We start from the raw sequence: 21,857 nt of genomic DNA, 5'->3' as shown, positions 1-21,857 counted from the left end.
ACCGATACTCCGGTGTGATTCGGGGACGGGCGGGACCATGAGACGCCTCATTCTGCCGCTGCTGACCGCAAGCTATTTCAGCCTGTCGCTGATCTTTGCGGTCCTGATCTGGCGCAACGGCGGCGGCTGGGGCGCCGGCGTGGCCGGGCTCGCCGGCGCCCTGGGCCTCTGCTTCACCTTCCACGGCCTCATAACCGGCGTCCTGGGTCAGTCGGCCCTGCGCAAGGAGGTTGAGACCCTGCGCCACGCCCATCGCCTGCTGGTGGGCCAGATCGAGCAGATCGACGCCCGGGTGGGCGAGGTGCTCGAGACCGTCGCCCTCGACGCCCAGCGCCGATCCGAAGAGCTCAGCACCGAGGTGCAGATGCTCGAGGACCTGGTCACCCGCATGAGCGAACGGCTCGACGAGCGGCTGGCCGACGGGGTTGTCGGCGGACCCGCCGACGGCGCCCGGCCCGGTTGGCGCGAGCGCCTGCAGACCGTGCGCGAGGCCCTGGTCAGCGGCCGGGTCGACCTCTACCTCCAGCCGGTGGTCAACCTGCCCCAGCGGCGGACCCTCTTCTACGAAAGCTACACCCGCCTGCGGGACGAGAGCGGCCGCGTACTCATGCCGGCCGAGTTCCTGACCGTCGCCGAGCCCGAGGGCCTCGTGGCGGCGGTGGACAACCTCCTCCTCTTCCGCTGCGTGCAGATCGTCCGGCGGCTGGCCCAGACCGACAAGAAGGTCGGGATCTTCTGCAACATCTCCACCAGCTCCCTGTCCGACGAGGGGTTCTTCCCCCAGTTCCTCGAGCTGATGGCCCAGAACCGAGACCTCGCCGGCTCGGTCATCTTCGAGATCGGCCAGTCGGCCTACGACACCCGCACCTCGACCGCGGCGCGCAACATGGCGCGGCTGGCCGAGCTGGGCTTCCGTTTCAGCCTCGACAAGGTCCGTCGGCTGGACATGGACTTCCAGGAACTGGCCCGCAGCGATGTCCGGTTCCTGAAGATCGGCGCCCAGTCCCTGCAGGACGAGATCGTCGAGAGCGGCGAGGGCCCGGTCTTCCGCGCCCTGCCCGACCTGGCCGCCCAGGACTTCGCCACCTTGGCCCGCCGCTACGGCGTGGACATCATCGCCGAGAAGATCGAGGACGAGCGCCAGACCGTCGAGGTGCTCGAGCTCGACATCGCCTTTGGCCAGGGCCACCTGTTCGGCGAGCCCCGGGCCATCCGCGGCGCCATCCTCGCCGAGACCGATCCGCCCGCAGACTACCTCCAGGCGCCCCTGCGCCGCCGGGCTGGCGAGCGGGCCTGAGAAGGGGGCCTGAGAAGCGGGCCTGAGAAACCGCCTCGCGGCTCCTGACCGGTTGACCGCTGAGGGCGGGGCGGCTACCGCCCCGGGTCATGAGCCTTCCCGAGCCGATCCAGGGCCTGGACGAAATCGCCGACCGCTACGACGTGGTCCTGTCCGACGTCTGGGGCGTCATCCACAATGGCCGCGAGCGCTTCGAGCCCGCCTGCCGGGCCCTGGCCGCATTCGCCGAAAGCCGCGGGCCGGTCATCCTGATCTCCAACGCCCCGCGACCCGCCGCCGACGTGGTTCCACAGCTGGACGCCCTGGGCGTGTCCCGCGCCGCCTGGAGCGCCATGATCACCTCGGGCGACGCCACCCGGACCCTCCTGGCCGAGCGGGCGCCCGGCCCGGTCTGGGCCATCGGGCCGGACCGGGACGCCCCTCTCTACGCCGGCCTCGGCCTTGACCTGTCCGGTCCCGAGGCCGCCGCCTTGATCTGCGTCACCGGCCCCTACGACGACGAGACCGAGACGGCCGAGGACTATCGCGCGCGCTTCGAGGCCATCCTGCCCCGCCGCCTGCCCCTGCTCTGCGCCAACCCCGACCTCGTGGTGCAGAGGGGCGACCGGCTGATCCCCTGCGCCGGCGCCCTGGCCCAGCTCTACGCCGACCTCGGCGGCGAGGTGCGCATGGCCGGCAAGCCCCACGCCCCCATCTACGACCTCTGCATCGCCGAGGCCGAGGCCCGGCTGGGCCGGCCGGTGGACCGCCGCCGTATCCTCTGCATCGGGGACGGCATCCCCACCGACATCCGCGGCGCCAACGCCCAGGACCTCGACGTCCTGTTCGTGGCCGGCGGCATCCACGGCGCCGAGCTCCTGGGTCCGCAGGGCCTGGACATGGACGCCGCCCGCAGTCTCCTGGCCCAGGCCGGGGGGGGCGCGCGCTGGGCCAGCGCCGGCCTGGACTGGACCGGCCCCCTTCGCGCCGGCGGCGGCGCCCGCTAGACTGTCGGAGCCAGGGGAGAGCCGCATGCAGGGACGTTTCTTCGAGGACCTTTCCGTCGGCGACAGCGCCGAGATCACCCGCACGGTCACCCAGGCGGTGATCGAGGCCTTCGCGGCGGTCTCCACGGATGCCAACCCGGTCCACCTGGATGAGGCCTATGCCGAGGGCACGATCTTCAAGGGCCGTATCGCCCACGGCATGCTGTCGGGCGCCTACATCTCGGCGGTGATCGGCATGCAACTGCCCGGGCCGGGAACCATCTACCTGTCCCAGGCCCTGCGCTTCCGCCGCCCGGTCCGTCCGGGCGACGCGGTCACCGCCCGCGTCACCGTCGAGGCCCTCGACCCCAGGCGGGGCGAGGTGACCCTCTCCACCGTCTGCGAGGTGGGCGGCAAGCGCGTGGTCGAGGGCGAGGCCGTGGTCCTGGCCCCCCGGCGCGAGGCCGCAGGCTGACCATGCGCATCATCCGGGGATGGCAGGGACTGTCGCAGGGCGACCGGGGCGCCAGCATCGCCCTGGGCAACTTCGACGGCGTCCATCGGGGGCACCAGGCGGTGATCGGCCTGGCCGCCGCCGCCGCCCGGGACCAGGGCCTTCCCCTCGGCGTGGTCAGCTTTGAGCCTCATCCCCGGCGGATCTTCCAGCCCGACGCCCCGGCCTTCCGGCTGATGAAGCCCGACCAGCTGGCCCGGGCCCTCGACGCCCTGGGCGTGGACCGGCTCTACCTCCTGCCCTTCGACGAGGTCATGCGCGAGCTGTCCGACCAGGCCTTCGCCGAGCAGGTCCTGCACCAGGGCCTGGGTGTCCGCCATGTGGCGGTCGGCTTCGACATCTCCTTCGGCAAGGGCCGCTCGGGCAGTCCGGCGACCATGCAGGCCTATGGCGGCGCCCTGGGCTTCGGGGTCTCGGTGGCCGAGGCGATCGGCGACGGCGAGAGCGAGGGCAAGTTCTCCTCCACCGACGTGCGCAACGCCCTGCGCGAGGGCCGCCCCGAGCTGGCCGCCAGCATCCTCGGCCGGCCCTTCGCCATCGAGGGTGAGGTCCGCCACGGCCGCCAGCTGGGCCGGACCCTCGGCTATCCCACCGCCAACGTCGAGCTGGACGACTATGTGGCCCCCCGCTTCGGCGTCTACGCCACCCGCACCCGCCTGTCCGACGGCCGCACCCTGGCCGGCGTGGCCAATATCGGCGTCAATCCCACCGTCGCCGGCGAGATCGCCCCGCGCCTGGAGGTCTGGCTCTTCGACTTCGACGAGGACCTCTACGGCCAGGTGATCGAGACCGACCTCATCGCCTTCCTCCGCCCCGAGGCCAAGTTCGCCTCCCTCGAGGAAATGACCGCCCAGATCGACGACGACGCCTCCATGGCGCGGATGATCCTGTCGGCGGGGTAGGCGGAGCCAAGTCTCAGACCAGCTGGATTTCCACCCGCTTGCCGCAGGCCTTGGCATAACGCCGGATTGTCTCGAATGTTGGCGAGTGCTTGGGATCGCGCAGCGAGCTCTCCAGGCGCGAAACGGCGCTCTTGGAAGTCCCCATCCGGATCGCAATTTCCTCCTGCGTCAGGCCCGCCTGTTTGCGCGCCTCAAGCAGGGACCGCAGCGCCGCATACTCATCGGCGCCGGCTTCCCAGGCCTCCTTGAACCCGGGCCTTTGCATCGCCCTTTCCAAGGCCGCATTTCCGTCGTGACGGACAGGCTTGAAACCCGGATCGCTCATGACTGCACCTCCTTCAGACGCCTGCGAGCCAGCTTAAGGTCCCTGTCGGGCGTCGCCTGGCTCTTCTTCACGATGCTGTGCAGGATCACCAGCTCGCGACCGACCTGCGTGCAATAGAACGCCCGACCGATCCCTTCAGGCCCCTTGCACCGAAGCTCGAACAATCCCCCGCTCATCGCCCGCGAGTGGGGCATCCGGAGATCGAGGCCCTCCGCCTCCAGCCATTCCACCAGGCGGAGGAAGTCGGCATAGATGCCGACGGGCCATTCCTCGATCTCCCGCCTCACGCGGTCGTTGTAGTAGAGAACCGTCCACACGGCGGAAAGTTATCATTATTGAGAACTTTTGTCGACCAACTTCATCGCCGTCCTACGCCCGGAGACCGCGTTCGCCTCCCTCGTGGAATTGACCTCCCAGATCGACGACGACGCCTCCATGGCGCGGATGATCCTGTCGGCGGGGTGAGGGGGCGCGTCGCCCTCTCATGAGATTGCGACGAGTCCATTGGAGTCAGATGTAGCAGGTAGACAGTGGAGCGCCTGAGGATGCCCTTCAGGACTGGACCAGTGACCCTGGAAGAGTCGTCTTTAGCCTTGGCAGCTAGAGTAACGTGTCGTGGGCGTCTGAAACCCCGAAGGCTCTGCGTAGCCTGTAGGGTACAGCTTCGTTAAGTCGCCAAGTGACCGAGATCGGCTTCTCCCCCTTCCAGGACTCGAAGCCTACCGTCCCACAGTAGGTAAAGGGTGACGCAGTCTTCCCGCGTAACTTTTCCATCCGCACAAAGAGGTGGAGACGATATCCTGGCTCCTCTCCGCTGATGATGCGGCCGTGCTTAGAGGCTTGGGTCGTTCGGTTCTGGCTCTGCCAGTGCATCCTCAATGCATCAATAAAGCGATCCTCATATCGGTGCTCGGCATTGAGATTGGTCTTCTTCAGGGTCACCAGGAGAAAGGCGGTCTTGTCCTTCACGACAAAGCCTTGGTCCCACGAACCGGAATTGTAGGTCAGCCCAAACAGCGGCGGGATCTCCTCCCGCATGTACTCCCGCCAAAGCTCAGGTCCACCGCTCGCGATCAAGGGCGCTCCCTCAAACGGAATGGCGGGTCCGTCAGCAACGCCCTGAAGCGCCTCAGTCCCTCCCTTGTCGAAATAGGCGGCGAGTCGCCAATCGATCAGCTCCTCGACCAGGTCATTCAGGACGGGCACGTGGGCATCAAGCGTCTGGAATGTTGTCCTGAAGCGGCCATCTTCCAGGGCGAAGAAGGGCCGTGTTCCAGCCCCCCGGGCTTCGATCCAGGCGTCGATTGGGTGCTTCAAGAGCAATTTCCGAACCTCCGCCCGATCATTGAGATCAACACTCACATCATGCCGCAGGTTTGGATTTCGCATCGCCAGGTCGGCGAACGCTGTTGTGAGAGAGTCTAGGCCGACCGAGCCTGGGAAGGACTCTGACCGCTGCATCGCCCGGACCAGAAGCATCTTATAGGATCGGGTCATAGCGCCTGCAGCCAGCGAACTGAGGAAGCCATCGTGGCGCGCAACCACTTCTTCCTCGACCGGCGAAAGATCTCCCTGGTCTTGTACGAACTGAAACCATCCACCATGGCCAGTTCGTCTTGGCTCAAATCCAGCGTGGAACATGTCCAGAGCTGTGGGGCGCCTGCCCATTCGTTCCCGAAACTCGAGGTAGTACGCCTCTAGCCCGTCTCCCTGGCTTGGAGGGCGCAAAAGCGCCTTTAGCAGGTCCAGCGCTTCGAGTTCGTAGGTTACCTCGCAGCCCTCGGGCCAATGGACCTCGCCACGACGCAACTCCTCCAACTTCAGGAGCAGCGCGCGATCCCCTACCGAACACTGCAGGAGAGCTCGCGCCTTTGTCAGGAAGACCCGGTGATTACCGATATAGTCGATGACATTCAGACGCTCCTTGCCCTCAGCCCTTCGCAGTCCGCGTCCAAATTGCTGCATCCAGATCACCGTCGACTCGGTGGGCCGCAACATCAGGACGGTATCTATGTTCGGAACGTCGACGCCCTCGTTGAACATGTCGACGGAAAAGATGACGTCGAGGTCGCCGGCCTCCAGATGCTCCAATGAGGATGCACGTGGCGCCGAGTCCTTACCTGCGTGAACGGCGACTGCCCGAAGCCCCTTGCTATTGAAAAAGTCCGCCATGTAATCGGCGTGACGCTGGGAACAGCAGAAGCCGAGCGTCCTGCTGCCACCGTGACGCTGCAACTGCTCTAGGGCGTTCTGCGCTCGGGCTTGGGTCGCCAGGGCCTGGGTGAGAGTGACCTCATCGAAGCCCGAGCCCCTCCATGGGATCTGGGCGTAGTTCACATCGTCAGGGACGCCCAAGTAATGGAATCCCGACAAGAGCTTGTGCTCAATGCCAGCGATAAAGTCGCGCCTGTAGACGAGATTCTCCTGGCACAGCCCCAGGAGATCCCCGCCATCCATACGGTCGGGGGTTGCTGTCAGACCCAAGAGGAACTTCGGCGTGAAGTGCTGGATGAGGCCGCGATAGGTACGTGCCGCAGCATGGTGGAACTCGTCTACGACGATGTAATCGAAGGCGTCTGGAGAGAACTGTCTTAGGTGAGATATGCGCCCTAGGGTCTGGACTGAGGCGAAGAGGACATCGGCGTCGAGGTCCTTCTGCGCGCCAGTGTATCGTCCGAAATGAGCGCCAGGCCGACAGCGACGATAGGTTTCCATCGCCTGCGAGAGGATTTCCTCGCGGTGGGCGACAAAGAGCACGCGTTTGAATTCCGGACGATCCGAGTCAAAGGCGCTGAGCCAGGTCTTTCCTAGGCCTGTCGCAAGAACGACCATCCCCGCTGTGAACCCTTGGGCTCGCGTGTCTTCGAGAGCTTCGAGGGCTTCGCTTTGAATGACATGCGGCATCGGTGGCGGCAGTGGAGGCTCCTCCGCCACATCAATGAGCCTTGGCTTGGGGGCGAGTGTTCGCTCACGGCGCTGCGCGTAGCGGTCAATCCACTGGTGATCGAGGTCGCGAATTTCCGGGCGGATGAGAAGTGCCTCAAAACCTTCCAGGACATCCCTCCAGCCCTGGCCGGACTCAGGCGACACGACCCGAAAATTCCACTCCACTCCTGTCCGCAGAGCGGACTCAGACAGGTTGGAGCTTCCGACGATAGCCACCCCTGACCTGTCTTCCATGTGGAAGACCCAGGACTTGGGGTGAAAGCCGACCTGGTTGGCTTCAAATATCTTTAGGTGGGCGTCGCCCTCCAAATCCATGAGCCGCCTAAGCGCCGCAGGGTCGGTTACGTCCAGATAATCGCTGGTCACAAGCCGAAGCCGGCCCGACCGATTGAGTAGGTCTTGCAGATGCGGCTGGAGCAGTCTCGCACCGCTTTCCATGACAAAGGATACAGCGAGGTCAACGGCGACCGCCTGGTCGATGTGGGGCAGGAGATGGCGAATTAGAGCGTCTTCGCCGCCAGAAATCAGAGCTCGATCGTGGGGAGTGCCCGACATAGGCGCTCGCGGCGCATAGTCCGATCGGGACGGGGACAGGTAGTTGCCCTTGGCCGGAATCACATGGCGAACCCCGCCCCGCGGGTCCTTCATGTCCCCCTGCCTGCGAGGGATCACGTGGATATGGAAATGCGGGAGGGTTTGTCCCGCAGCAGCGCCCTCGTTGAAGCCCACATTGAAGCCGTCAGGCGCAAAGGTCTCGGTAAGAAGCGCCCGCGCCTGATTAAGCCCTTCGATCATTGCGGCTTGCTCGGAGGGGTGCAGTTCCGCCCACGTCGCCACATGGCGGTGCGGGACAACCAGGAGATGACCAGGCGTTACAGGAAAGGCGTCCCAGATCCCCTTTGAAAACGCAGTTGCAAAAGCCACGCGATCAGGCTGTGGCAGGCAGAACGGGCAGGGCTCCATAAGGCTCAACTGCAGGGGTCCATGTTCGAGATGCAGCGCATTGCCGTCATTCATTGCAGGAGAGGTGGATGAAGACCAGGCCGCTCCGCACACGTCTGGATCCCCCCTCCCCTGCTGACAGCCGCCCCGCCGGTCTGCTATAGCCCCGCCCCATGACCCCGGTCCGGACTCCTGCGCGAATTACCCGCCCGGCGTGACGCCGCCGGACGACCTCCAGCGCGCGCCGGGAATTCCTCACCCCCCCTGATCCGGTCCAACCTGGAAGGTCCCATGGCCGACGACGCCGCTCCCGCCTCGCGCGACTACCGCGAAACCGTCTTTCTTCCCGACACCCCCTTTCCCATGCGCGCCGGCCTGCCGGTCAAGGAGCCGGAGATCCTGGCCCGCTGGGAGGACCTGTACGCGCGCCTGAGGGCCGACCGGCAGGGCCGGGGGGCGCCCCTCTTCGTCCTGCACGACGGCCCGCCCTACGCCAACGGCGCCATCCACATCGGCCACGCCCTGCAGAAGACCCTGAAGGACTTCGTGGTCCGCTCGCGCTTCGCCCTGGGCTTTGACGTCGACTACGTCCCCGGGTGGGACTGCCACGGCCTGCCCATCGAATGGAAGATCGAGGAAGAGCTCCGCGGCCAGGGCCGGCGCAAGGAGGACGTCTCCAAGGCCGAGTTCCGCGAACGCTGCCGCGCCTACGCCGCCCAGTGGATCGAGGTCCAGAAGGCCGGCTTCAAGCGCCTGGGGGTGCTGGGCGACTGGGACAACCGCTACGCCACCATGGACTATGGCTCCGAGGCGGCCATCGTCGCCGAGTTCCACAAGTTCGTGGTCTCGGGCCAGCTCTACCGGGGCTCCAAGCCCGTCATGTGGAGCCCGGTGGAGCGCACCGCCCTGGCCGACGCCGAGGTGGAGTACCACGACCATTTCAGCCCCACCGTCTGGGTGAAGTTCCCCGTCGTCGAGGGGCCGACCGCCGCCGACGGCGCCGCGGTGGTCATCTGGACCACCACCCCCTGGACCCTGCCGGCCAACCGGGCCATCGCCTTCTCGCCGGAGATCGCCTACGCGGTCTACGAGGTCGAGGCCATGGAGACGGGGCTGGACTTCGAGCCCTGGGCCAGGGCGGGCGACCGCCTCATCGTCGCCGACGCCCGCGCCGCCGACGTGGCCGCTGCGGCCAAGATCGCCCGTTGGCGGCGTGTCGAGGACGTCGATCCCTCGGGCATGACCTGCCGCCATCCCCTGGCGGCCTTGGACGACCACTACGGCTTCGCCGTGCCGATGCTGTCGGGCGACCACGTCACCGACGACGCCGGCACGGGCTTTGTCCACACGGCCCCCGGGCACGGGGTGGACGACTACCTGGTCTGGCTGGCCCACGGCCATCGGGAGATCCCCGAGACGGTCGACGCCGACGGGGCCTACCAGCCCCACGTGGCCCTCTTCGCCGGCCTCAAGGTGCTGGAGACCGAGGGCAAGAAGGCCGGCAAGTTCGGGCCCGCCAATGGCGCGGTCATGGAAAAGCTGGTCGAGGCCGGCAACCTGCTCGCCCGGGGCCGGCTGGAGCACAGCTATCCCCACTCCTGGCGCTCCAAGGCGCCGGTGATCTTCCGCAACACGCCCCAGTGGTTCATCCGCATGGACGAGGCCGTGGACACGCCGGAGCTGAAGGGCGCCACCCTGCGCGAGACGGCCCTGAAGGCCATCGCCGCCACCGCCTTCTATCCGGAGGCCGGGCGCAACCGCATCCGCTCCATGGTCGAGGGCCGGCCGGACTGGCTGATCAGCCGCCAGCGGGCCTGGGGCGCGCCGCTCGCCATGTTCGTGGACAAGGAGACCCACCAGCCCCTGGTGGACGCCGAGGTCAACCGCCGCATCGTCGAGGCCATCAACGCCCGGGGCGCCGACGCTTGGTTCACCGAGCCGGCGGAGAGCTTCCTCGGCGGCCACGATCCGGACCGCTACGAGAAGGTCGAGGACATCCTCGACGTCTGGTTCGATTCCGGCTCCACCCACGCCTTCACCCTGGAAGGGCGGGAGAACACCCGCTGGCCCGCCGACCTCTACCTCGAGGGCAGCGACCAGCACCGCGGCTGGTTCCAGTCGTCCCTCCTGGAAAGCGCCGGCACCCGGGGCCGGGCGCCCTACGACGCCGTCATGACCCACGGCTTCACCGTCGACGAGAACGGCGAGAAGATGTCGAAGTCCAAGGGCAACACCCTGGAGCCCGACACCGTCATCCGCGAGTCCGGCGCCGAGATCCTCCGCCTCTGGGCGGCCATGGTCGACTACGCCGAGGACCAGAAGATCGGCAAGACCATCCTGGCCACCACCACCGACGCCTACCGCAAGCTGCGCAACACCCTGCGCTACCTGCTGGGCGCCCTGGCGGGCTTTTCCGAGGCTGAGCGGGTCGATCCCGCCGACATGCCGCCCCTGGAGCGCTACATCCTGCACCGGCTCCACGAGCTGGACGGGCAGGTGCGCGAGGCCTACGGCCGCTATTCCTTTCAGGACGTGGCCCGGCCCCTGACCGAGTTCTGCCAGACCGACCTGTCGGCCCTGTTCTTCGACATCCGCCGGGACGCCCTCTACTGCGACCGGCCCGACAGCCTGAAGCGCCGGTCCGCCCGCACGGTGATGGACCTGGTCTTCGAGCGCCTGACGATCTGGCTGGCGCCCCTGATCCCCTTTACCATGGAGGAGGCCTGGACCACCCGCTTCCCCGAGGCCGGGTCCAACTGCCTGCGGATCTTCCCCGAGACCCCGGCCGCCTGGAGCCATCCGGCCGAGGCGGACCGCTGGGCCAAGGTCCAGGCCGTGACCTCCGTGGTCATGGGCGCCCTGGAGGCCGAGCGCCGTGAGAAGCGCCTGGGTGGCCCGCTGGAGGCTGCGCCCGTGGTGCACGTGGACGACGCCGGCCTGCTCGCCGCCTTAGAGGGCCTGGACCCGGCCGAGGTGTTCCGCACCTCCCAGGCGACCCTGGTCGCCGGCGCGGGACCGGAGGGCGCCTTCGCCCTGGTTGAGGTTCCCGGCGTGCGGGTCGAGCCGCGCCGGGCCGAGGGCCGCAAGTGCGCCCGCTCCTGGCGCATCCTGCCCGAGGTGGGCCAGGACCCGCGCTATCCGGACCTGTCCCTGAGGGACGCCGAGGCCGTGGCCGCCTGGGACGCCGCCCGTGTCTGAGGGTGGGGCGAGCGTGACCCCGGCCGGTCGCCTGGCCTTCGGCCTCGCAGCCGCCGTCCTGGCCGCCGACCAGGCGGTGAAGGCCTGGATCCTCTATGGCCTGAACCTTCCCCTGCGCCTGTCGGTGGAGATCCTGGGCCCCCTGCGGCTGACCATGGTGTGGAACGAGGGGGTCAGCTTCGGCTTCCTCCAGGCCCGGCATGACCTGGTCCGCTGGGGGCTGACCGCCTTCGCCCTGCTGGTCGCCCTGGCCCTGGCGGCCTGGGCGCGGAAGGCCGACCGGCGCCTGCTCGGCGTCTCCCTGGGCCTGATCATCGGCGGCGCCGTGGGCAACGCCATCGACCGGGCCCGGTTCGGCGCGGTGGCGGACTTCATCGATGTCAGCGCCCTCGGGTTCTTCCCCTGGGTGTTCAACATCGCCGACAGCGCCATCACCATCGGCGTGATCCTGATGCTCGCGGACTCCTTCCGAAAAGACACCCCCACTCCCCCGTAACTCCTGCCACAAGGGAGAGTTGGACCGCGCAGTGCGCCGGGAGGGGGTCTGCTGAGACGGGGTTTTGCCCCCTCACCCGGCTTCGCCGGGAGCTCCCCCTTGGGGGAGCAATGACTTCTTCATTCCTCCCCCAAGGGGGAGGTGGACCGCGAAGCGGGCCGGAGGGGGTCTGCGACGCCCGGGGATTGGCGATCCAGAGGCGGTTGGCGCTCGGCGGGCTTTGCGCTATCTGGGGGACGTGGCCGGGGGCGGCCCAAGGAGCCGTGTCTTGATGAAGGTCCAACACATCGCGGTCATCGCCGTCCTGGCCGGAGCGACCGGCCTTGCCGGCTGCCAGTCGACCCGCCAGGCCCTGGGCATGACCAAGGTCACCCCCGACGAGTTCCGCGTGGTCTCCAAGGCGCCCCTGGTGGTGCCGCCGGACTTCGCCCTGCGCCCGCCGGCGCCGGGCCAGCCGCGCCCGCAGGAGCTCCAGCCCGAAAGCGCCGCCCGCAACGCCCTGATCGGCCGCTCCCTCTCCGAGACTCGATCCGAGGGCGAGAAGCTGCTGGTGGCCAAGGCCGGCGCCGACAAGGCCGACCCCCTGATCCGCTTCGTGGTCGACGACGAGAATGGCGACATCGCCCACAAGGAAGAGAGCTTCGCCGACAAGGTGATGTTCTGGAAGCCGGGCGAGCCGCGCAGCCCCGCCGCCGTCGCCGCCGAGGCCGACAACGCCCCGGCGCCGATCAACCCGGCCGCCGAGGAGGCCCGGATCAAGTCGCTGATCGGCGACAAGACCGTGGTCATCGCCCGCGAGCGCAGCTCGAAGATCAAGATTCCGGGTCTGTAGCCGCTTCGGCTTCGGCTTCCTCCGCCGCACGGATGTCGGCGGGGGTCTCCACCGTAAATCCCTCCCGGCGCAGCCGGTCCAGGATCCCGCCCTCCGACAGGAGGGGGCGCAGGGGTGCGACCGCGATGGTCACGCCGGGGCGCGAGAGGGCCTGGCCGATATCCCGGACCATGTCGGCCTTGACCCGGGCGTCGAAGGCCTGGGCGCCCGGGGTGGCGGCGATGCAGCGCTCCCAGGTCCGCTCGGCGGCGAGGGCGCCGTCCAGGTCGCCCCGGGCCCAGGCGCGGGACGCCGCCTGGATCGAACCCGGACCCGTCTCCACCTCCTCCAGCACCGCCTCCAGGCAGGCCTCGCCCGCCGTCCGCGGCGTCCGGGCCAGGGCGCCCAGCAGGGGCCCGAGGTCGTAGGTCCTCTGGATCACCGCCTTACCCTCCTGCTTCGCCAGCAGGCGGATCAGCTTGGCCGGGTCGGTGGTGGTGAGGGCGTTGGCCTCCATCCAGTCGTTGTGCAGCATCAGGGCGGCGGCGAGGGGGTGGGAAACGGGATAGCGCCCCGCCGGCTGGCCCAGGCGCTCGCGAGCCGCGGCGAACCGGGCGGCCTCACCCGCCGGCAGGCCCGCCTCGAAGGGCCGCGCTGACCGCAGCCGCAGGTAGCTGACCGCCGCCCCGGGGCTTCCCGCCAGGCGCACCTTCAGCCCGTTGAAGGGCAGGATGACCCGGTCCGAGGCGGCGAGGTAGCGGCTGAACAGCTGGCGGTCCCAGTCCTGGCGCTTCGGAGCGAGGGAGGGGACCCCCAGGACCCAGACCCGGGCCTCGCCCCGACTGACCCGCCAGAAGGCGGGGCCCGGATAGCGGGCCGTGACCACCAGTTCCTCGATCAGTTCCGCGTCGGGGTCCGGCGGCAGTTCCTGGGCCGCCAGGGGGTGTGGGCGCCCTAGCGTCACCCCGACGCCCAGGACGCAGGCCAGGAGGACGCTGAGGACGCCCCTGCGCCCCCCCAAGGGCCACACGGTCCCAAGACTGTCCCGCGACGGCCTGAGGACGGTCGGACGGCGGCTCCGGAATCGCGCTAGCATGGTCTCTTCCGCAGGGCCCCCCATGACCATCAGACGCCTGCCCCCCGAAACGGTCAACCGCATCGCCGCCGGCGAGGTGGTCGAACGCCCGGCCAGCGCCGTGAAGGAGCTGGTGGAGAACGCCCTCGACGCCGGCGCCCGGCGCATCACCGTCCAGGTCGAGGGCGGCGGCCTCTCGCGCATCCTGGTGGAGGACGACGGGGCGGGCCTGACCCCGGACGAGCTCCTGCTGGCCGTGGAGCGCCACGCCACCTCCAAGCTCGCACCGGATGCGGCCGGCGACTACGACCTCCTGGACATCGCCACCCTGGGCTTCCGGGGCGAGGCCCTGCCGTCGATCGGCTCGGTGGCCCGGCTGACCCTGACCTCCCGCGCCCGTGGAGCGGCGGAGGCCTGGAGCCTGACGGTGGAGGGCGGCGCGGTCGGGCGCCCGGCGCCGGCGGCCTTTCCCGGCCCCCACGGCGCCCGGGTCGAGGTGCGGGACCTGTTCTACGCCACGCCGGCCCGGCTGAAGTTCATGAAGTCCGAGCGCGCCGAGAGCCAGGCCATCTCCGAGGAGATGAAGCGCCAGGCCATGGCCCACGAGGCTGTGGCCTTCAGCCTGGAGATCGACGGCCGCGCCATCCTGCGCCTGCCCGCCGAGGCGCCGGGGCCGGAGGGGCGGCTCGCCCGCCTGTCCGCCATCCTGGGTCGCGACTTCGCCGAGAACGCCCTGGCCGTGGACCACGAACGGGAAGGCGTGCGCCTGACGGGCTATGCCGGCCTGCCGACCCTGAACCGGGGGACAGCCTCGCACCAGCACCTGTTCGTCAACGGCCGGCCGGTGCGCGACCGCCTGCTGCAGGGCGCCCTGCGCGGCGCCTATGCCGACTTCCTGGCCCGGGACCGGCACCCGGTGACGGCCCTCTACCTGGAGGTCGATTCCCACGCGGTGGACGTCAACGTCCACCCGGCCAAGGCCGAGGTGCGGTTCCGCGACCCGGCCCTGGTGCGCGGCCTGGTGGTGGGCGGCCTGAGGCACGCCCTGGCCGGCGCCGCCCACCGTTCGGCCAGCACCCACTCCGACGCCGCCCTGGCCGCCTTGCGTCCTGAGGGATTGCGCCCTGAGGGATGGCGTCCTGAGGGCTGGAGGCCAGGCCCCTCGCCGGAAGGCTTTTCCGCCTGGCGGATGGGCGGCTGGAACCCCGCTCCCGGGTCAGGCCGCAGCGCCGTCCTGCCCGGCCTGGAGGCCCTGTCGGCCCGGGCCGAGCCCGGTCCCGGCCTGTCGGAGCCCGGCGCCGCCTACGATCCGCGCGGCCCCGCACCCGGCGCGCCCGATCCCCTCGACCAGCCCCTGGGCGCCGCGAGGGCCCAGGTCCACGCCACCTACATCATCGCCCAGACCCGCGACGGCCTGGTGGTGGTGGACCAGCACGCCGCCCACGAGCGCCTGGTCTATGAACGCATGAAGGCCCAGCTGGACGCCGGCGGCGTGGCCCGCCAGGCCCTGCTCCTGCCCGAGGTGGTGGAGCTGGACCCGGCCGAGGCCGAGCGGGTCGCGGCCCGGGCCGGGGAGCTCGAGACCCTGGGCCTGGTGGTGGAATCCTTCGGTCCCGGCGCCATCCTGGTGCGCGAGACCCCGGCCCTGCTGGGCGAGACCGACGTGCCCGGCCTGATCCGCGACATCGCCGACGACCTGGCCGAGACGGGCCAGGCCCTGTCCCTGCGCGAGCGGCTGCAGGAGGTCTGCTCGACCCTGGCCTGCCACGGCTCGGTCCGCGCCGGCCGCCGCCTGACCGCCCCGGAGATGGACGCCCTCCTGCGCGAAATGGAGGCCACCCCCAATTCCGGCCAGTGCAACCATGGCCGTCCCACCTGGGTGGAGCTGAAACTGTCTGACATCGAGCGCCTGTTCGGGCGCAGGTAGGAGCCAAGCCATGAGCCGAAACCTGCGCCTCGCCCTGCTGGTCACAGACCTGGCTTTCCTGGCGTATTGGATCGTTAGCCTGGCGAGCCTCGCCGGATTGTTCCCCCTGCCGGCATCCCTGATGTTCGCCGACTACGACAACCCCATCGTCTTCGCCTGGAACTGGTCCTTCCTCCCCCTGGACCTGGCCTTCTCCTTCACCGGCCTCCTGGCGGTGGCGGCGGCCCGAAGGGGCGATCCGCGTTGGCGGGGCCTGGCCCTCCTGTCCCTGGCCTTCACCATGGCCGCCGGCGGCATGGCCGTCGCCTTCTGGGCGATCCGGGGCGAGTTCGACCCCGCCTGGTTCCTGCCAAACCTGGCTCTTGTCCTCTGGCCCCTGGCCTTCCTTCCCGGCCTGCTGGGGGCCGGGCCTCACAGCAGCATCCCGGAGAGCCGATGAGCCGTCCCCCCTTTCGCATTGTCTTCGCCCTCTTCCCGGGCCTGACCCAGCTGGACTTCACAGGTCCGCACCAGTTCCTGACCCGCATCCCCGGGGCCGAGGTCCACGTCGCAAGCCGGGCGGGGGGCGAGATCGAGGCCGAGGGCGGGGTGGTCTTCGCCCGGACCGAGCGGCTGGCCGACATCCCCGCCTGCGACATCATCTGCGTACCCGGGGGCGCCGAGGCCACGGCGGCGGCGCTCGATGCAGAGTTTCTCGCGCAGGTGCGCCGGCTTGGCCTGTCTGCGCGCTATGTCACCTCGGTCTGCACCGGATCGCTGATCCTGGGTGCGGCGGGCCTGCTGGACGGCAAGCGCGCCGGCTGTCACTGGGCCTGGCGCCACCTCCTGCCCCTGTTCGGGGCCATCCCGGATCCCGGCCGGGTGGTGCGCGACGGCAATGTCATCACCGGCGGCGGCGTGACGGCGGGGATCGACTTCGCCCTCACCGTTCTGGCGGAGGTGGGCGGAGAGAACCTGGCGAAGACGCTGCAGCTGGGCCTGGAATACGCCCCCGCCCCGCCCTTTGATTCCGGTCGCCCGGAGACAGCCCCGGCCGCCATTCTTGAAGCCTACAAGACCCGCATGGCGCCCATGATGCCCCGCCGGGAGGCCGAGGCCCGCGAGGCGGCGGCGCGGCTGGGGCGAGGCTAGTCCGAGCCGCCGTTGACCCCCTCAGTCGGCTTCGCCGACAGCTCCCCCTGATTGGGAGCAATTGGCTCCCTAATTCCTCCCCCAAGGGGGAGGTGGACCGGGGCGCAGCCCCGGGCCGGAGGGGGTCTGCTGAGCCGCCGCTGCTCCGGCTCCGCATCCCCGGGAACACTCCCTAGTCTCCGTCCAGCTGCAGGAACCAGACCTTTGCGGCGCCCCATGTGCGGGCGTCGAGGAGGGTGTAGCCGGGGGCCTGGGGGGCGGGCTCGGCGGCGCCTGTTTCCAGGACGGCGATGGCGCCGGGGGCCAGCCAGCCGCCATCGCGCAGGCGGGCCAGGGCGGTCTCGCCCAGGCCCTGGCCGTAGGGCGGGTCGAGGAAGGCCAGGGTGAAGGCCGGGCCATCGGCGCCAGGACGCACCCCCAGGTCCGTCGCGTCGCGGCGGTGGATTCGGGTCCGGCCGAAAAGGGCGAAGGCCTCGGCGTTGTCGCGAATGGCGCCCCGGGCGGCGGCCTCGGTTTCCACGAAGAGGCAGAAGGCCGCGCCCCTGGACAGGGCCTCGAAGCCAAGGGCGCCCGACCCGGCGAAAAGGTCGATGACACGGGCGTCCGCCAGGGGCGGGGCCCAGGCGGCGTGCTCCAGGATATTGAAGACGGCCTGCCGGGCGCGATCGGAGGTGGGCCTTGTACCCTGCCCCGGCGGGGCGGCGAGACTGCGTCCCTTCAGGGCGCCGGAAACAATGCGCATGGCGGGCGGGCCTTGGTCGGGTCTAGAGTGGCGGCGGGATGGAGACGGACAGGGAGGTCCTGATGAGCCTGGTCACCCGTGAAAGCAAGGGGGCGGCGGTCGTGCTGACCTACGCCAACCCGCCGTGGGGCACCATGACAGCGCCCGGCGCCCGGCAGATGTACGCCGAGGCCAAGGCGGCCCTCGACGATCCGTCCGTACGCTGCCTGATCCTGACCGGGGGCGTGCCCGGCATCTTCATCCGGCACTACGACGTGGACGAACTGGCGGACATGAGCGCACGGCTGCAGGACGGCCCGCCGCCCTCGCCGCCGCGCGCTGATGCGCCTCCGCCGGCGCCTGGCTTCCTGGAGCTGACGGACATCATCGCGGCGGCGGACAAGCCGGTGGTTGCGGCCATCAACGGGCTGTGCCAGGGCGGCGGCTTCGAGCTGGCCCTGGCCTGCGACCTGCGCATCTCGACCCCGGAGGCGGAATCGATCGGCCTGCCCGAGACCCGGATCGGCATCTTCCCGGGCGGAGGCGGCACCCAGCGCCTGCCGAGGGTGGTGGGCGAGGCCAAGGCCCTGGAGATCGTCCTGCGCGGCCTGACCTTCACCGGGGCCGAGGCCCACGCCATCGGCCTGGTGCACGAACTCGCCGCCGACCCCCTGGCCCGCGCCCTGGAGATGGCCCGGGAATGGGAGGGACGCGGGGCCGAGGGCATAGCCGCCGCCAAGCGGCTTACCCGCGCGGCCCTCGACCGCCCCCTTTCGGAGGGCCTTTCCGAGGAGCGCCGGGCCTTCCTGGAGGTGATGCGGACCGATTCGGCCCGCGCGGCCCTGGAGGCCGCCCGCCAGCCGGCGGAGATCCAGAAGGTTTGACCGGGCGCGCCTTGCCCGCCGCCGGCGGCCGGCTGATGTCGGTCTTGCCGGCCCGTTCGGCGTCCACCTTGCGGGACCCGGGTTTGCGGGACTCGGGTTTGCGGGACTCGGGTTTGCGGGACTCGGGCTTGCGGGACTCGGGCTTGCGGGATCCAGGTTTCGGGGGCGGGCGCCCGCCTGGCGGCTTGGGCTTGGGCCGCGCCCAGCCGGCCTTGTAGGCCGGGCGACCGCGGGTCTCGGGAGCCTCGGCGGACACTACAGCCTCGCCGGCGCCCTCCCGTCGCTTCTCGGACACCGGCGCCCGGCGGCTCCACTTCGGCTTGTCGCCCTTGGGCAGGTCCTCGGGCGGGATGAGATCACTGAAGAGCTCGCGGATCACCCGCGGGCCGACCTCCTCGATCTCGCCCGGCGGCAGGGTGGAGAGGGCGAAGGGGCCATAGGCCAGGCGGATCAGTCGGTTGACCTTCAGGCCCACCGACTCCAGCACCTTGCGGACCTCGCGGTTCTTGCCCTCGGAGAGGGTGACGCTGATCCAGAGGTTGGCGCCGGAGGCGCCGTCTCGCGCCTTGTCGATCATCGCCTCGATGGGGCCGTAGCGGACCCCGTCCACCGTGACGCCGGACTTCAGGGCGTCGAGACGGTCCTGGGTGATGCGGCCAAAGGCGCGGGCCCGGTAGCGCCGGACGAGCCCCGTGGACGGAAGCTCCAGGGCGCGGGCCAGGCCCCCGTCATTGGTCAGGAGCAGGAGGCCTTCGGTGGCGAGGTCGAGGCGGCCCACAGAGATCAGGCGGGGCAGGCCGGGCGGCAGGGCCTGGAAGACGGTCGGGCGGCCCTGGGGATCCTTGTGGGAGGTCACGAGGCCCGAGGGCTTGTGGTAGCGGAACAGGCGGACGGGTTCGGCGTCGCCCACCACCTCGCCGTCGACGGTCAGGATGTCGCCAGCCTCGATCCGGACGGCCGGGGTCGCCAGGGTCCGGCCATTGATGGCGACCCGGCCCTCGGCGATCAGGCGCTCGACCTCGCGGCGCGAAGCGACCCCGGCGCGGGCCAGGGCCTTGGCGATGCGCTCGCCGCCGCCCTCCGGGGATTGACCTTCGTCGCCGCCAGGGGTTCGTAACGGATCGTGGACCATGATCCGGACTACATGCGCATTGCGCTGGCCGAGGCGCAAGCCGCCGCGGACCGGGGGGAGACCCCCGTGGGCGCCGTCGTGGTCGATCCGGCCACCGGCGAGGTCGTCGCGGCGGCGGGCAACGCCCCCATTGGCGACTGCGATCCCACGGCCCACGCCGAGATCCGCGCCCTGAGGGCGGCCGCCCTGAAACGGGGCAACTACCGGCTGACCGGCCTGACGCTCTACGTGACCCTGGAGCCCTGCCCCATGTGCGCCGGGGCGATCAGCCACGCCCGGATCGGACGGGTGGTGTTCGGCGCCGACGACCCAAAGGGCGGCGGCGTGGCGCACGGGGCGCGGGTGTTTGACCAGCCCACCTGCCACTGGCGACCGGAGGTGTCAGCCGGCGTCCTTTCGACGGAGGCCGCAGGACTGCTGAAGGTTTTCTTCCGCGCCCGGCGCGGCCGCCGCTCAGGTGAGGCGACGGCGGTAGAGAGCGAGGAGGGCTGACCAGGCGCGCTCGGCGGCTTCGGGGTTGTAGACAGCCGATCCGGGCACGCACCAGCCGTGCTGGGCGCCGGCGTAGACCTCGACCTCGGCAGGCCGGCCGGCGGCCTTGAAGGCGGCGCGCAGGGCGTCCTTGGCCTGGGGCTCCTTCTGGTCGTCATTCTCGGCGATGGCGACGAGGTAATCCGCCCGGGTGCGGGGAATCAGCTTGTGCGGGCTGTCGGGACCGGCGGTGACCAGGCCCCCGCCATGGAAGGAACCGACGGCGGCGATCCGGTCCGGCAGGGCGCCGGCGGCCTGGAAGGCCATGGGGCCGCCCATGCAGTAGCCCTGCACCCCCGCGCCCTTGCCCTGGTCGACCAGGGACTGGCCGTCCAGCCAGGCGAAGCAGGCGATGGCGTCGCGGGCCGTGGCCTCGGCGGTGAGGGTGGACCTCAGCTCCATCAGCTTCGCCCGGTCGGCGGGATCGGCCCAGTTCACAGGCCCGGCCGGCAGGGGCGCGCGCCCCTTGCGGTAGAAGGGGTTGGGGGCGAGGACGGCGTAGCCCTCGGCGGACAGGCGCTTGGCCATGTCGCGGAAGACGGGACGCAGGCCCATGATGTCGGTCCAGATGAGGACCGCCGGCCAGCCGCCCGCGGGCGCCTTGCCCATGGGATGGACAAAGACGGCGTCGCAGGTCCCGTCCGACGTCTGGACGTCAACGTCCATCTCCATGACCTTAAGGGGCGCACCCTCCGCGGAGCTGGAGACCGCCACGGCGGCGCCGGCGGCGAGGACGCCGAGGTCGCGCCGGGACAGGCCGCCGGCTTCAGGCGTCGTGGGGCGGGTTTCCCGGGAAGACGTGTCTTCGGACATGGCGAGCTCCTGACCCGATGTGGACAAGGACTATGCGCCCGCCCGGGCCGCCTGTCAGCCCAGTCGCTCGGAGGCGGCGGCCAGGGCGGCGTCGAGGTCGACCTCCCGGCCCTGGGCTGACAGGGCGTCGGCCAGGGCGGTCAGGCAGAGCCGGACGTGCCAGGGGGAGGCGGAGGCGCCCATGAGGCCGATCCGCCAGACCTGGCCCTTCAGGGGCCCGAGGCCGGCGCCGATCTCCAGGTCCCAGCGCTCGAGCATGCGGGCGCGGACGGCGGCCTCGTCGACACCCTCGGGGATCCGGACGGTATTGAGCTGGGGAAGGCGGTGTTCCGGGGCGACCAGCATCTCCAGGCCAAGGGCCTCCAGGCCGGCGACCAGGGCCTCATGCATCCGGGCGTGGCGGACGAAGACGGCCTGCTGGCCCTCCTCGAACAGGGCCACGAGGGATTCGTGCAGGCCGTAGAGGGCGTTGATCGGGGCGGTGTGGTGATAGGTGCGGCCGCCCTCGCCGCCCCAGTAGCTCATGAGCAGGCTGACATCGAGGAGCCAGTTCCGGACCGGGCTCTTCCGGGCGGCTACGGCCTCAAGGGCCCGGGGGGAGAAGGCCACCGGGGACAGTCCGGGGGGCGCCGAGAGGCACTTCTGGGTGCCCGAGTAGAGGACGTCGGCGTCCCAGGCCGCCGCATCGACCGGAACCCCGCCCAGGGAGGTGACGCAGTCGACGATGGAAAGGGCGCCGTGGCGACGGGCCAGGGCGCAGAGGGCGGCGGCGTCGGAGCGCACGCCGGTGGACGTTTCGGCATGGACAAAGGCCAGGACCTTGGCCGGGCCCGAGGCGAGGGCGGCCTCGACGGCGGCGACATCGACGGGCTGGCCCCAGGGGGCGTCGACCCGCACCACCTCGGCGCCGGCGCGGCCGGCCATGTCGACCATGCGGCCGCCGAAGACCCCGTTGACGGCGATGACCGCCCGGTCCCCCGGCTCCAGCAGGTTCATGAGCGCCGCCTCCATGCCCGCCGTGCCGGGCGCCGGCAGGGGGACACAGGCATGGCCCGGGGCGTTGAAGAGGCGCGCCAGGGCGGCCTTGATCTCTTCCATCAGGTCCTGGAAGGCGGGGTCCAGGTGGCCGACTGTCGGGCGGGCCAGGGCCGCGAGCACCCGCGGGCTGACGTCGGAGGGGCCCGGCCCCATGAGGATGCGCCTCGGCGGCTGGAAGCTCTGCATGTCGCCCTCCCTGTTCGGCGACC

The 21,857-nt window shown here is 70.2% G+C and carries 20 protein-coding genes and 1 pseudogene; 13 read left to right on the top strand and 8 right to left on the bottom strand.

The window, feature by feature from the left end; all coding sequences use genetic code 11:
* Positions 1-37 precede the first annotated feature (37 nt).
* The 4 genes from tipF to HYN04_RS01260 all read left to right on the top strand — a co-directional run bounded on the left by tipF (position 38) and on the right by HYN04_RS01260 (position 3,678).
* On the top strand, positions 38-1,297 hold the full coding sequence (tipF, locus tag HYN04_RS01275; protein ID WP_110449083.1) for a flagella assembly cyclic-di-GMP phosphodiesterase TipF: 1,260 nt from the start codon (positions 38-40) through the stop codon (positions 1,295-1,297).
* An 89-nt stretch (positions 1,298-1,386) separates the two neighbouring features.
* Positions 1,387-2,283 (top strand): TIGR01459 family HAD-type hydrolase, encoded by an 897-nt coding sequence (locus HYN04_RS01270; protein ID WP_110449082.1) that lies wholly within the window; start codon positions 1,387-1,389, stop codon positions 2,281-2,283.
* Positions 2,284-2,308: 25 nt separating this feature from the next.
* The gene (locus tag HYN04_RS01265) at positions 2,309-2,737 is read left to right on the top strand and encodes a MaoC family dehydratase (protein ID WP_110449081.1); all 429 of its coding nucleotides are present in this window, start codon (positions 2,309-2,311) and stop codon (positions 2,735-2,737) included.
* Between the two features lie 2 nt (positions 2,738-2,739).
* Positions 2,740-3,678: a bifunctional riboflavin kinase/FAD synthetase gene (locus HYN04_RS01260; RefSeq protein ID WP_110449080.1), complete on the top strand. Its 939-nt coding sequence runs from the start codon at positions 2,740-2,742 to the stop codon at positions 3,676-3,678.
* 13 nt (positions 3,679-3,691) lie between these two features.
* On the opposite strand, the gene HYN04_RS01255 is transcribed toward HYN04_RS01260, so the two are convergent.
* Together HYN04_RS01255 and HYN04_RS01250 are read right to left on the bottom strand one after the other, a co-directional pair.
* On the bottom strand, positions 3,692-4,003 hold the full coding sequence (locus HYN04_RS01255) for a helix-turn-helix domain-containing protein (protein WP_110449079.1): 312 nt from the start codon (positions 4,001-4,003) through the stop codon (positions 3,692-3,694).
* Positions 4,000-4,320 (bottom strand): type II toxin-antitoxin system RelE/ParE family toxin, encoded by a 321-nt coding sequence (locus tag HYN04_RS01250; RefSeq protein ID WP_110449078.1) that lies wholly within the window; start codon positions 4,318-4,320, stop codon positions 4,000-4,002. Before HYN04_RS01250 ends, HYN04_RS01255 begins: the two co-directional genes overlap by 4 nt.
* A gap of 28 nt (positions 4,321-4,348) precedes the next feature.
* Between HYN04_RS01250 and HYN04_RS01245 the strand changes: the two genes are divergently transcribed.
* A complete protein-coding gene (locus HYN04_RS01245) occupies positions 4,349-4,468 on the top strand; it encodes a riboflavin kinase (RefSeq protein ID WP_110449077.1) in 120 nt (39 codons plus the stop codon).
* Positions 4,469-4,603: 135 nt separating this feature from the next.
* Here HYN04_RS01245 and HYN04_RS01240 read toward each other — a convergent pair whose 3' ends face one another.
* Positions 4,604-7,912 (bottom strand): DUF3427 domain-containing protein, encoded by a 3,309-nt coding sequence (locus HYN04_RS01240; protein ID WP_241962737.1) that lies wholly within the window; start codon positions 7,910-7,912, stop codon positions 4,604-4,606.
* 270 nt (positions 7,913-8,182) lie between these two features.
* On the opposite strand from HYN04_RS01240, the gene ileS reads away from it, so the two are divergent.
* From ileS to HYN04_RS01225, 3 genes are all read left to right on the top strand, one after another.
* Positions 8,183-11,089, top strand: coding sequence for an isoleucine--tRNA ligase (gene ileS, locus HYN04_RS01235; protein ID WP_110449075.1), 2,907 nt, complete (start codon positions 8,183-8,185; stop codon positions 11,087-11,089).
* Positions 11,090-11,102: 13 nt separating this feature from the next.
* Entirely contained in the window at positions 11,103-11,585 is a 483-nt protein-coding gene (gene lspA / locus HYN04_RS01230; RefSeq protein WP_241962648.1) for a signal peptidase II, read from the top strand.
* A gap of 271 nt (positions 11,586-11,856) precedes the next feature.
* The gene (locus tag HYN04_RS01225; RefSeq protein WP_110449073.1) at positions 11,857-12,417 is read left to right on the top strand and encodes a DUF3035 domain-containing protein; all 561 of its coding nucleotides are present in this window, start codon (positions 11,857-11,859) and stop codon (positions 12,415-12,417) included.
* Here the strand turns inward: HYN04_RS01225 and HYN04_RS01220 are convergent.
* Positions 12,398-13,426, bottom strand: a complete 1,029-nt coding sequence (locus HYN04_RS01220; protein ID WP_162599501.1) for a TraB/GumN family protein — start codon at positions 13,424-13,426, stop codon at positions 12,398-12,400. The two genes, HYN04_RS01225 and HYN04_RS01220, sit on opposite strands and share 20 nt — an antisense overlap.
* A gap of 88 nt (positions 13,427-13,514) precedes the next feature.
* On the opposite strand from HYN04_RS01220, the gene mutL reads away from it, so the two are divergent.
* Genes mutL through HYN04_RS01205 form a run of 3 tightly spaced genes read left to right on the top strand, consistent with a single transcriptional unit; the run spans position 13,515 to position 16,529 of the window.
* Positions 13,515-15,398, top strand: coding sequence for a DNA mismatch repair endonuclease MutL (mutL, locus tag HYN04_RS01215; RefSeq protein ID WP_110449071.1), 1,884 nt, complete (start codon positions 13,515-13,517; stop codon positions 15,396-15,398).
* Positions 15,399-15,408: 10 nt separating this feature from the next.
* Positions 15,409-15,837 (top strand): DUF5360 family protein, encoded by a 429-nt coding sequence (locus HYN04_RS01210; protein WP_110449070.1) that lies wholly within the window; start codon positions 15,409-15,411, stop codon positions 15,835-15,837.
* Complete coding sequence (locus HYN04_RS01205; RefSeq protein ID WP_110449069.1) at positions 15,834-16,529, top strand: DJ-1/PfpI family protein; 696 nt, start codon at positions 15,834-15,836, stop codon at positions 16,527-16,529. Before HYN04_RS01210 ends, HYN04_RS01205 begins: the two co-directional genes overlap by 4 nt.
* Positions 16,530-16,701: 172 nt before the next feature.
* Here the strand turns inward: HYN04_RS01205 and rsmD are convergent, their stop codons facing one another.
* Complete coding sequence (gene rsmD, locus HYN04_RS01200; RefSeq protein ID WP_110449068.1) at positions 16,702-17,271, bottom strand: 16S rRNA (guanine(966)-N(2))-methyltransferase RsmD; 570 nt, start codon at positions 17,269-17,271, stop codon at positions 16,702-16,704.
* A gap of 38 nt (positions 17,272-17,309) precedes the next feature.
* Here rsmD and HYN04_RS13625 point away from each other — a divergent pair.
* Positions 17,310-18,044: pseudogene (locus HYN04_RS13625) on the top strand (enoyl-CoA hydratase/isomerase family protein); the annotation flags it as partial.
* On the opposite strand, the gene HYN04_RS01190 reads toward HYN04_RS13625, so the two are convergent.
* Positions 17,995-19,266: a pseudouridine synthase gene (locus HYN04_RS01190; protein ID WP_110449066.1), complete on the bottom strand. Its 1,272-nt coding sequence runs from the start codon at positions 19,264-19,266 to the stop codon at positions 17,995-17,997. The pseudogene HYN04_RS13625 and the gene HYN04_RS01190 sit on opposite strands and share 50 nt — an antisense overlap.
* A gap of 12 nt (positions 19,267-19,278) precedes the next feature.
* Here HYN04_RS01190 and HYN04_RS01185 point away from each other — a divergent pair, with 12 nt between their 5' ends.
* Positions 19,279-19,758 (top strand): nucleoside deaminase, encoded by a 480-nt coding sequence (locus HYN04_RS01185; RefSeq protein WP_110451236.1) that lies wholly within the window; start codon positions 19,279-19,281, stop codon positions 19,756-19,758.
* Here HYN04_RS01185 and HYN04_RS01180 read toward each other — a convergent pair.
* Entirely contained in the window at positions 19,720-20,610 is an 891-nt protein-coding gene (locus tag HYN04_RS01180; protein WP_110449065.1) for a dienelactone hydrolase family protein, read from the bottom strand. The genes HYN04_RS01185 and HYN04_RS01180 overlap by 39 nt on opposite strands.
* A 54-nt stretch (positions 20,611-20,664) precedes the next feature.
* Complete coding sequence (locus tag HYN04_RS01175; RefSeq protein ID WP_110449064.1) at positions 20,665-21,834, bottom strand: pyridoxal-phosphate-dependent aminotransferase family protein; 1,170 nt, start codon at positions 21,832-21,834, stop codon at positions 20,665-20,667.
* Positions 21,835-21,857 lie beyond the last annotated feature (23 nt).

This window comes from Phenylobacterium parvum (assembly GCF_003150835.1).
GTDB classification, from domain to species: domain Bacteria; phylum Pseudomonadota; class Alphaproteobacteria; order Caulobacterales; family Caulobacteraceae; genus Phenylobacterium; species Phenylobacterium parvum.
The sequence above is the reverse complement of the archived record's forward strand: the minus strand, read 5'-3'. Positions and strand labels throughout refer to the sequence as shown.

Excerpts from the sequence above, each read along its gene's own strand:
- tipF (WP_110449083.1), top strand. The coding sequence starts at position 38 with ATGAGACGCCTCATTCTGCCGCTGCTGACCGCAAGCTATTTCAGCCTG.
- HYN04_RS01270 (WP_110449082.1), top strand. The coding sequence starts at position 1,387 with ATGAGCCTTCCCGAGCCGATCCAGGGCCTGGACGAAATCGCCGACCGC.
- HYN04_RS01265 (WP_110449081.1), top strand. The coding sequence starts at position 2,309 with ATGCAGGGACGTTTCTTCGAGGACCTTTCCGTCGGCGACAGCGCCGAG.
- HYN04_RS01260 (WP_110449080.1), top strand. The coding sequence starts at position 2,740 with ATGCGCATCATCCGGGGATGGCAGGGACTGTCGCAGGGCGACCGGGGC.
- HYN04_RS01255 (WP_110449079.1), bottom strand. The coding sequence starts at position 4,003 with ATGAGCGATCCGGGTTTCAAGCCTGTCCGTCACGACGGAAATGCGGCC.
- HYN04_RS01240 (WP_241962737.1), bottom strand. The coding sequence starts at position 7,912 with ATGGAGCCCTGCCCGTTCTGCCTGCCACAGCCTGATCGCGTGGCTTTT.
- ileS (WP_110449075.1), top strand. The coding sequence starts at position 8,183 with ATGGCCGACGACGCCGCTCCCGCCTCGCGCGACTACCGCGAAACCGTC.
- HYN04_RS01225 (WP_110449073.1), top strand. The coding sequence starts at position 11,857 with ATGAAGGTCCAACACATCGCGGTCATCGCCGTCCTGGCCGGAGCGACC.
- mutL (WP_110449071.1), top strand. The coding sequence starts at position 13,515 with ATGACCATCAGACGCCTGCCCCCCGAAACGGTCAACCGCATCGCCGCC.
- HYN04_RS01210 (WP_110449070.1), top strand. The coding sequence starts at position 15,409 with ATGAGCCGAAACCTGCGCCTCGCCCTGCTGGTCACAGACCTGGCTTTC.
- HYN04_RS01205 (WP_110449069.1), top strand. The coding sequence starts at position 15,834 with ATGAGCCGTCCCCCCTTTCGCATTGTCTTCGCCCTCTTCCCGGGCCTG.
- rsmD (WP_110449068.1), bottom strand. The coding sequence starts at position 17,271 with ATGCGCATTGTTTCCGGCGCCCTGAAGGGACGCAGTCTCGCCGCCCCG.
- HYN04_RS01190 (WP_110449066.1), bottom strand. The coding sequence starts at position 19,266 with ATGGTCCACGATCCGTTACGAACCCCTGGCGGCGACGAAGGTCAATCC.
- HYN04_RS01185 (WP_110451236.1), top strand. The coding sequence starts at position 19,279 with ATGCGCATTGCGCTGGCCGAGGCGCAAGCCGCCGCGGACCGGGGGGAG.
- HYN04_RS01180 (WP_110449065.1), bottom strand. The coding sequence starts at position 20,610 with ATGTCCGAAGACACGTCTTCCCGGGAAACCCGCCCCACGACGCCTGAA.
- HYN04_RS01175 (WP_110449064.1), bottom strand. The coding sequence starts at position 21,834 with ATGCAGAGCTTCCAGCCGCCGAGGCGCATCCTCATGGGGCCGGGCCCC.